This is a genomic window from Paraburkholderia steynii, from assembly GCF_900100565.1.
Classification (GTDB): domain Bacteria; phylum Pseudomonadota; class Gammaproteobacteria; order Burkholderiales; family Burkholderiaceae; genus Paraburkholderia; species Paraburkholderia terrae.
This window is the reverse complement of the sequence record NZ_FNDI01000056.1, coordinates 20,371-29,603: the sequence shown is the minus strand read 5'-3', so window position 1 is coordinate 29,603 and position 9,233 is coordinate 20,371. Positions and strand designations below refer to the sequence as shown.

Genomic DNA, 9,233 nt, shown 5'->3' with positions numbered 1-9,233 from the left:
GACACGCTATTCGCGCGATCGGCCAGGGAGCCGCTGCCGAGCGCGACAGCATTAGCCGCCGTCGTGCGTGCGTTGCTGCCGAGCGCGACGGAGTCTGCCGTCGTGGCTTGCGCATTACCGCCAATCGCCACGGAGTTCGCGCCGCCCGCTTGCGAATCGGCGAGCGCCGAGTTCGCGTGGAAGTACTTCAGTCCGCCGCCGTCGTTCAGGTTGTTGAGCGTGTCGCTCATGTTGTTGAAGTTACCCGCCAGGTTCGCGACGTTCTGATTCGTCTGGTAGAGCTGCGAACCGTTGACGGCTTCCATGCTCGACTCGCTCAGCACGCCCGCCATGACGTTTTTGATCTTCGTGCCGCTCGCACCCTTGAGCGTGACGCCGGCGCCCGTCGAATCGTCGTATGCGACGAAGCCGTTCGTCACGTTGCCGTTCGTGTCGACATTCGCGCCGAGATCCTTCAACTGCTTCACGTTGACGGCATCGCTGTTTGCGCTGCCTGCCGCGACGTTGGTCAGCTTCACGGGCGATGTCGCGCCTATACCGCCCAACGTCACCTTGTTGTGCGCGCTGGTGTCGTACCTGACGGCGTCGACGGCTGTGCCGCCCGTTTGTGCCGCTGCATCGATCGCCAGGCCGACGTCGTTGTACGTCGTGCCGTTGATCACGTATTGCGGCTTCTTGATCGAACCGTCGGCGGCGACGTCCGAACCGCCGCCGAGCACCGTCGTGATGCCCTTGAGTTGCGACACGTTGACGGCATCCGTATTTGCCGTGCCCGCCGCGACATTGACGACCTGCCGCTCGGCGCCGCTCGCGCCGACGGAAATCGTATTCGCGCGGTCCGCCACCGATCCGCTGCCCAGCGCAACGGCATTCGCTGCTGTCGCGTGCGTATTGGCGCCAAGCGCAATCGAAGCCGATGCCGACGCCTGCGCGTTGCCGCCGATGGCAATCGCGTCGTCGGCGCTCGCGAGCGAATCGCCGAGTGCCGAATTGGCGTGGAAATACTTGATGCCGCCGCCTTCGACAAGCGTGTTGTAGTAGTTCGTCACGTTGTTGACACTCGCGCCGATGTTCGCGACGTTCTGGTTCGTCTGATACAGCTGCGAACCGTTGACGGCGTCCTTGCTCGCGGACGTGATCGCGCCCGGGGCGACATTGACGATCTTTGTGCCGCTCGCGCCCTTGAGCGTGACCGTTGCTTTCGACGCGTCGTCATACGCAACGAAGCCATTCGTCACGTTGCCGCTCGTATCGACGGTTGCGCCGAGGTCCTTCAGCTGCTTCACGTTCACCGCGTCGTTGTTCGCGCTGCCCGCGGCGACGTTCGCGACCTTCACAGGCGTCGTCGCTGCAACGCCACCCAGCGTGACTTTCGATTTCGTCGCATCGTCGTAGGCAACGAAGCTGTTCGTCACGTTGCCGTTCGTATCGACGGTAGCGCCGAGGTCTTTCAGCTGCTTCACGTTCACCGCGTCGTTGTTCGCGCTGCCCGCGGCGACGTTCGCGACCTTCACAGGCGTCGTCGCTGCAACGCCACCCAGCGTGACTTTCGATTTCGTCGCATCGTCGTAGGCAACGAAGCTGTTCGTCACGTTGCCGTTCGGGTCGACAGTCGCGCCGAGGTCCTTCAGTTGCTTGAGGTTGACGGCATCGGTGTTCGTCGAACCCGCCGCGACGTTGACGATCTGCCGCTCAGCGCCGTTCGCGCCAACCGACACGGTATTCGCGCGGTCCGCCACTGCGTTGTAGCCGATCGCGACCGCATTGTTCGCCGTGACGCGCGCGTTGCTGCCGAGCGCGACGGAACCCGTCGTCGTACCCTGCGCGTTGCCGCCGATCGCTACTGAGTCGGCGCCGCCCGCCTGTGAATCGGCGAGCGTCGTGTTCGCGTGGAAGTACTTGATGCCGCCACCCGCGGCGATGTTGTTGACGATGGTGTTGATGTTGCTGACGTTCGCGCTCACGTTCGCGACGTTCTGGTTCGTCTGATACAGCTGCGAGCCATTGACGGCGTCCATGCTGGCGGCGCTCAGCGTACCCGCTGCGACGTTTTTGATCTTCGTGCCGCTCGCGCCCTTGAGCGTCACGTTCGCGTTGGTCGCGTCGTCGTAGGCGACGAAGCCGTTCGTCACGTTGCCGTTCGTATCGACGGTCGCGCCGAGATCCTTCAGTTGCTTCACGTTGACGGCATCGCTGTTCGCGCTGCCCGCCGCGACGTTGGTCAGCTTGACGGGCGACGTGGCGCTGGTTCCGCCGAGCGTCACCCGGTTGTGCGCGGCCGTGTCGTATTTGACGGCGTCGGCCGAACCCGAGCCAGCGGCGGCATCGAGCGCCGATCCGACATCGTTATACGTCGTTCCGCCGATCACGTAGGCAGGCTTTGTGATGCTACCGTCGCCGGCCACGGTCGCGCCACCGCCGAGTGTGCTCGTCACGCCTTTGAGCTGCGACACGTTGACGGCATCCGTATTCGCCGTGCCGGCCGCGACATTGACGATCTGGCGCTGCGCCGTCGCGTTGCCCACGGAAATCGTGTTCGCGCGGTCCGCGATCGAGCCCGTGCCCAATGCAATCGAACCTGCCGTGGTCGCCGTCGCGCCCGTGCCGAGTGCCATCGCGTTTGTCGCGGCGTTGAACACGAGCGCGTTATAGCCGAGCGCGACGGAGCCCATGCCGCCCGCGATCGAGAACGAGCCGAAGCCCAGCGAGTTGGCGTTCTCGGCATCGGCCATATAACCGATCGACACGCCGTTCAGCGCATTGAAGCCCGTCGATGCGCCCTGGCCGATCACCGTCGAATTGACGGCGAGCGCGGCGGCGCCCGAGCCGACGGCCGTCGAACCCGTGCGTGCCGCGCCCGCGCCTGCGCCGACGGCCAAAGCGTTGGTTCCCGACGCGTTCGCGGACGGCCCGATCGCCATCGCGTTCAGATCGTTCGACACCGAGGTCGGCGCGCCCGTCATCACGTTCGGGCTGACCTTGATGTAGTCGAGCACCGAGGTGTCGGTGAGCAGCATCGAATGCACCATGGGCGACGTCGTCGACAAGGCCTTTTGCAGCGCAGTCAGCTGGCCCACTGTGGCGGCGTCTGTTGCGCTGACGCCGTCCGCGACGTTGGTCACGCGTTTCTCGCCGCCCTTGCGGCCCACCGAAACCGTGTTGGAGTCATAGACCTGCGCGTTCGAGCCGAGCGCCACCGAGTCGTCGTACTGTGCGCGTGCGCCCGTGCCGATTGCCACCGAGCGGTCGCCCGATGCATACGCCGCGCCGCCGATGGCCGTCGTCTCGACGCCGTTCGAAAGCGCCTGCGATGCTGTCGACGATACCTTCACGTACTTGGCCGTGATCTGCACGTCCTGCCCGACCGCGCCGATTGCGTTGATCGCGCTGCCCATGTCGTTGTAGGTGACGCCGGAAATCACGTAGGACGGTGCTGCCAGCGTGCCGTCCGCCTTGACCGATGCGCCCGCGCCGATCGCATTGGCCACGGTGCTGGTCGTCGCGTACATCTGCTTGCCGTTGATCGCGTCGGTGCTGTTCGCGTTGATTGCGCCGTTCGCGACGTTCGTCAGCGCGACGGGCGCGTGCGCGAGCGTGCCGCCCAGCGTCACGATGTTATGCGCCGCCGTGTCGTAGTTCACGCTGTTGGCAGAGCCACCGCCACCGCTCCCACCATTTGCCGCGAGCGCGTCGAGCGCTTCGCCGACGTTGTGATAGGTCTGATCGCCAATCTTGTAGCTCGGCGGCGTGATCGAGCCGTCGGGCGTATTGGCGCTTGAATTGCCGCCGAGCGCCGTCGCTGTGCTCTGCGCCAGCGCGTTCATGCCGTTGCCGACGTCGTTGAAACCTTGCTGCGTCGCCTGGGCCAGCTGGAACATCTGCGAGCCGTTGATCGCGTCGGTGCTGTTTTGCGTGATCGCGCCGGGCGCCACGTTCATCAATCGCACGGGTTGCGTCGCGCCGACGCCGCCCAGCGTCAACGCGTTGTGCGCCGCCGAGTCATAGACGACGAGGTTCGGCAGCGCGCCGCCCGTTATCGCGTTCTGCACGGTCGTGTTCAACTGGCCGACATTGACGGCATCGGTATCGGCCGTGCCGGCCGCGAGATGCGTGATCTGGCGGTTGGTGAGATCGTTGCCCACGGATACCGTGTTCGCGCGATCGGCTACCGAGTTCGAGCCGAGCGAAACCGAGTTCGCCGCAAGCGCCGTTGCATTGCCGCCGACAGCAACCGTCTCTGGGCCTGCAGCCGATGCGTCGCCGAGCGTCGAGCTTGCGTGGAAATACTTCAGGTCCGGCGGGAGATTGATGGTGTTTCCACCGCCGCCGCCACTACCACCTCCACCTCCGCCGCTGCCGCCAGCGGCAATGGCTGCGTTCAACTGGTCCACGTTGACGGCGTCCGTGCCCGCGCTGCCGGCGGCGACGTTCGTGATCTGCCGCTCGCCGCCTTGCTTGCCGACCGATACCGTATTGCTGCGCGTCGCAACCGAACCTTCGCCGAGTGCGACCGAGCCGGCCGCGAGCGCCGATGCATGCGAGCCGAGCGCTGTCGATGTGGATGCCGCCGCAAGCGAATGTCCGCCCAGGGCTACCGTATAAACGTCGGCTGCGTCTGCGTCCCCGCCGACTGCGACGGCGTGATACAGACCATCGGCGATCGCGTTCACGCCGACCGCGACGTTCGCCGCGCCTTGCGCAAGCGACGCGCCCCCGATCGCGATCGGACCGTTGCCTGTATTCGCTCCTTCGGAGCCATATGTCGTGCCGTTCTTGCTGACGCCATTGGCTTGCGCACCGCCGCCGATGGCGATCGCATCGCCACCCGTCGCGGACGAATCACTCAGACTGGACTGGACGTGAAAGTACTTCAGGTTGTTGCGGTCGTAGGTGTACGCGTACGCGTCCTGCGCGTTGACACCGTTGTAGGTGATATTGGTCGTACTGCCGCCTCCGCCGCCGCACCAGAACAAAAAGCAGAACCACTCGCTGCTGGGTGTGGGCGTCGAGAGGTTGGCGGCGCTCGATGTCGGTTTGGGTGTGAGACCGGGATTGGCCGCCCAGGCCGCGCCGTACGAGCCAAACGTGACAGCCGATGCTATCGCCGCCGAAGCGATGTTCAGCGCACAGCGGCTCGACTTCTTGCCTTGCGCGCGGGTGTTTTCCGCTGCGGCGACATAGGTGCCGGCAGCCTCGTTCCACACTGATTTATAAGTTCTGTTCATGCTTCGCGTATTCCCTTGATTGGACGATGATTCGAACGGACCCGCAATGCCGCTTTAATTGGCATTTGCCGGTTCTTATCCGCCGGGGAAATCTATTCGCGAGCGATGTCTCTAAATATCAGTTGAAATGGTAATGCGTGTAGGATTTTGCTTTGTATGTGAACGACAGATGGAAGGACTCAATGCCATCGTGAATTTGCGTGCTTTCGTGGATTAGACGCGTATTTCAAGGGATTTGTGGCATAAATTCGACGCAGGATCAATCGGGCATCCGATTCGGAAATCGGACATTCCGTTTTGGGAAATGTCGCAACCCGGATTCAGTTCAATATTTCTATAGTGATTCCCTGTCCGGTTAAATAGTTTGAATAACCGGATATTGAATTCTGGTTCAACTGGATCTGTCCTTTTAATTACTCCTGGTTTTTCCTCATGAAAATCTCTTTCAAGCGTCATCTTCACAAGCAGGCCGGTCAGGGCATGACCGAATACATCATCATCGTTGCGCTTATCGCGGTATCGGCGATTGCGGTGTATGCGTCGTTCGGCAAGACGATCCGCCAGCAGACGGCAGGTCTCACACACGAAATGTCGGGCACGGATAGCACAGCCGACATCAGCGACGCACGCGCCGCGGCGACGGACGGCAAGAGCCAGGCCGACAAGAACAAGGGCATGGGCGCATACGGCAGCGACGGCGCGCTCTCGACAGGCAACAAGTAAGCGTCTCGCAGGGCTCGTCATCATGGAACGCAACGCCCGTCGGCGAAGAAGCGTACACGTCGGCCAGGCCATGGTGCCTGCGCTGCTGTTCCTGCTGATCGGCGGCATCGGCCTGTATGTCGCCTTCGGATCGTTCCAGATGACGAGCGCGAAGATCAAGCTGCAGAACACGGCCGATGCCGCCGCTTACAGCGCGGCCGTGCTGCAGGCCCGCGACTACAACTTCTCCGCCTATGCGAACCGCGCGATGGTCGCCAACCAGGTGAGCGCCGCGCAGGTCGTCGCGTTGAAGTCATGGATCGACGAACTCGACAACACATACATGGGCAACCCCGACACCGAGGCACTCGTGACGACCTTCGCCGATCATCCGGCGTTGTGGCGTACGCCCAAGGAACGCGCGCGCGTCGACATCGCGCCCGTGCGCGCGACGCTCGACACGCTGTTGCCCGCTGTCGCAAAGGGCGTCGGCGGCATCACGCGCGCTCTCAGCGATGCACAGACGAACTATCACGCGGCGATGTTCGCGGCCGTGCCCGATATCGCCAACGACGTCGCGCAACGCAACCAGTCCGATACGAACGTGACGTCGGGCTATTTCACGAGTCCGCGCAATGCCGCGCAACTAGCGGCGTGGCAGACGTACACGAGCGTCGTGACCCCGGCGGGCAATCTCGACGCCGATCATTTCGCCGACGTCGTCACCGATCCCGCGACGCTCGACGGCTTCGTCAAGGCGCGTGTGTCGTCACGCAGTGTCGCGCCCGACTATCAGCAGATCGACGACACGAGCGCGCGTTGCCGGGGCGGTGGCCGGATCGCGATTCGCGTTGCGCATGCGGGCGGCACGCAGTTGCGCAGCGACAAGAAGGGCTGGCAATCGATGGACGCAAGCACCGCGCACATCACGATCACCTGCGTCGATACGTTCGACGCAATTGCAGGGCATGGCGGCAGTACGAATGGCGAGGTGAACAGCTACATGACGCATCCTCCGTTCGTCGCGTGGAGCGACTGGAAAGGATACGGCGGCTACATGAATTTCGGCGACCCGGACAGCACGCAGCCTGGATTGAACGTGCCTGCCGCGATGGCCGAGCAGTTCTCGCAGGGCCCGGGCGCTTCGCTCGATGCGGCCAATGGCGGCTTGCTGCCGTATCAGGACATCGCGAATGCGCCGCTCGCCAGCGAGGCGCCGCGCATCACGATCGAAGTGGAGCGTTTAGCGGGGACGCTGGTTAAATCGCCAGGGCTGGGCGGCGCGGGCCGCATGCGCGTCGACAACGGCAGCGCGGGCGGCGCGATGCGCGCGCTGGCAAGCGCGCATGCGTACTTCGTGCGGCCTTCGACGGAAGCGCTGGGCGACAGGCTCGCGGGTGGGTTGCTCGATGCCGGTGCATGGCAGCGCGCGGACGGCAAGACGGAATATCCCAGCACGTTTAGCCCGTACTGGCAGGCATCGCTGGCGCCCGTCAGCGCGGACGAGCGCGACGCTGCGCAGGCCGCGCAAATCCCCTCGGATGTGGGCGCGGCGCAACCATGAACCGGTTTCTCGAAAGGCGCGTTTGCGCGCAATCCGGCCAGGCGCTGGTGGAGTTTCTCGTTGCCACGATGCTTGCGACGAGCGTGCTGCTGCTCGCGATCGTGATGCTCGGCAAGTTCAACGATATCCGCAACCACACGCTGATGGGCTCGCGTTACGCGGCGTGGGAGCGCACTGTGTGGATCGACAGCGAAGCGGGCGGTTCGACGATCCGCGACTGGTACGCACGCAACGGCAGCGACGCGTTGCAGCTTCGCAAGAACGATCAGGAGATCCAGCGTGAATTGCTCGCGCGTGTGATGGCGGGCAACGGCGCGCCCATTGCGGGCACTGACCGTAGCGCGGACGTTGGCGCTGGCGGGCAGGGCGTCTCACAACCCGCGATGTGGAAAGACCATAGCGGCGCGGCGCTGCTGGACGACGCACGCGATGTCTCCCTGAGCACGGGCGAAGCCGACATGCCGACACAACTCGACGCCTATACATCGAATGGCTTCGGCTCGATGCCGACGGCAAGTGGCGCGCCATTCGCCGCGACGCTCGATCTGCCTTCACGTGTACTGCAAACAGCGAGCTTGCGCATCGCGACGGGCATGCATAGCGACGCGCTGCGGCGTCTGTGGACAGATTTCGATGGCTTCGCAATCGACGACACGAACGCATTGCTGACCAATGCATGGTTGCCTGAAGGCGCGGCGCGTGCGAAAGCGCTGTTCGCGCAGGCGGTGCCGGCGGCGAACGCGCCATTGATCGCGCCTTCGCTTTATCAGCGGTTGCGTGTCTATGCGCCTGAAATCGATACGCTCGAATCTGGCCGCATCCGCGACGAGGTTGTTCCTGCTGACCGGCTTGCGCGATGAATATCTTGTCGATATGCGCGATCGTATTGTCGTTGATGCCGCTGCAAGCCGTCGCGTCCGGGCAGGCCTGTGACCGTCAATCCGTGCATGCCGAACGCGTGCAGATGATAGGCCGCGACATGCTCGTCAACGGCGTGCCGACGTCCGTGTACGGTATGGAGTTCGATGGAACGCCCGATGACGTTTCGGACGCATTTCGCACGTACTGGACGCGCGCGCATGTGCCCGCCACGGGACGCCGCGACGCGTCGGGGACGCTGCTCGCCGCGCTCGATGGCATGTGCCACTACGTGCTCGTTATTCCCCCGCGCGTCGAAGGCTCGCGCACGAAAGGGCTGATGAGCGTGATGCGCCTGGATGGCGCGGACGCGGCGCATCGTATCGGCGCTTCGACGGTGCCGCTGCCGCAAGGCGCGCGAGCCGTGTCGGATGTCGAAAGCCGCGATGGGCGGCAAACGGGACGCACCTGGCTGCTCGAAGTGAACGGTGACACAAAGGACAACGCGCAACGCTACGCGCGCCGGTTGCAGGAAGCGGGTTGGCGCATCGTCGCACAGGCGCCCGCGCTGCGGCTCGACGGATCGCAGCGTGCGATGGGCGACGTGCTCGCGATGCAGCGCGGCAGCGAACGCGTCGACGCCGTGTTTTCCAACCATAACGGACGTACGGAGGCCGTGATCCATGCGACGACGGGCCCTTGAAATCATGCCGTCGCTCAAGCAGCGGCAGCGCGGTCAGGCCGCCGTCGAATACCTCGTCGTGACGGCTGTGATCGTATCCGCGCTGGTCGCGGGCGGCGATGCGTCCGTCATCAACCAGTTTTGCGCGGCATTCAGGTCGCTTTACCGCGCGTACAGCTTCGCGCTTTCCCTGGCGTAATTA

General features: G+C 64.0%; 6 protein-coding genes. 5 read left to right on the top strand and 1 reads right to left on the bottom strand.

Going from position 1 to position 9,233, the window contains the following annotated elements; translation table 11 throughout:
- Positions 1 to 5,225 (bottom strand): ESPR-type extended signal peptide-containing protein (locus BLT65_RS44640; RefSeq protein ID WP_279634520.1); only part of this gene is annotated, 5,225 nt, incomplete at its 3' end.
- A 432-nt stretch (positions 5,226 to 5,657) separates the two neighbouring features.
- On the opposite strand from BLT65_RS44640, the gene BLT65_RS44635 reads away from it, so the two are divergent.
- From BLT65_RS44635 to BLT65_RS46955, 5 genes are read left to right on the top strand one after another with little or no spacing between them, the layout of a single operon-like run.
- Entirely contained in the window at positions 5,658 to 5,948 is a 291-nt protein-coding gene (locus BLT65_RS44635) for a Flp family type IVb pilin (protein WP_091790473.1), read from the top strand.
- Between the two features lie 22 nt (positions 5,949 to 5,970).
- On the top strand, positions 5,971 to 7,491 hold the full coding sequence (locus tag BLT65_RS44630) for a pilus assembly protein TadG-related protein (RefSeq protein ID WP_091790472.1): 1,521 nt from the start codon (positions 5,971 to 5,973) through the stop codon (positions 7,489 to 7,491).
- Positions 7,488 to 8,351, top strand: a complete 864-nt coding sequence (locus BLT65_RS44625) for a hypothetical protein (protein ID WP_091790471.1) — start codon at positions 7,488 to 7,490, stop codon at positions 8,349 to 8,351. The genes BLT65_RS44630 and BLT65_RS44625 overlap by 4 nt, the downstream gene beginning before the upstream one ends.
- Positions 8,348 to 9,052, top strand: a complete 705-nt coding sequence (locus BLT65_RS44620; RefSeq protein ID WP_091790470.1) for a hypothetical protein — start codon at positions 8,348 to 8,350, stop codon at positions 9,050 to 9,052. The genes BLT65_RS44625 and BLT65_RS44620 overlap by 4 nt, the downstream gene beginning before the upstream one ends.
- Positions 9,033 to 9,230 (top strand): hypothetical protein, encoded by a 198-nt coding sequence (locus tag BLT65_RS46955; protein WP_143036706.1) that lies wholly within the window; start codon positions 9,033 to 9,035, stop codon positions 9,228 to 9,230. Before BLT65_RS44620 ends, BLT65_RS46955 begins: the two co-directional genes overlap by 20 nt.
- The last annotated feature ends 3 nt before the right edge of the window (positions 9,231 to 9,233 follow it).

What these genes read in the sequence shown, in the direction of transcription:
- BLT65_RS44635 (WP_091790473.1), top strand. Translation starts at nt 5,658, where the DNA reads ATGAAAATCTCTTTCAAGCGTCATCTTCACAAGCAGGCCGGTCAGGGC.
- BLT65_RS44630 (WP_091790472.1), top strand. Translation starts at nt 5,971, where the DNA reads ATGGAACGCAACGCCCGTCGGCGAAGAAGCGTACACGTCGGCCAGGCC.
- BLT65_RS44625 (WP_091790471.1), top strand. Translation starts at nt 7,488, where the DNA reads ATGAACCGGTTTCTCGAAAGGCGCGTTTGCGCGCAATCCGGCCAGGCG.
- BLT65_RS44620 (WP_091790470.1), top strand. Translation starts at nt 8,348, where the DNA reads ATGAATATCTTGTCGATATGCGCGATCGTATTGTCGTTGATGCCGCTG.
- BLT65_RS46955 (WP_143036706.1), top strand. Translation starts at nt 9,033, where the DNA reads ATGCGACGACGGGCCCTTGAAATCATGCCGTCGCTCAAGCAGCGGCAG.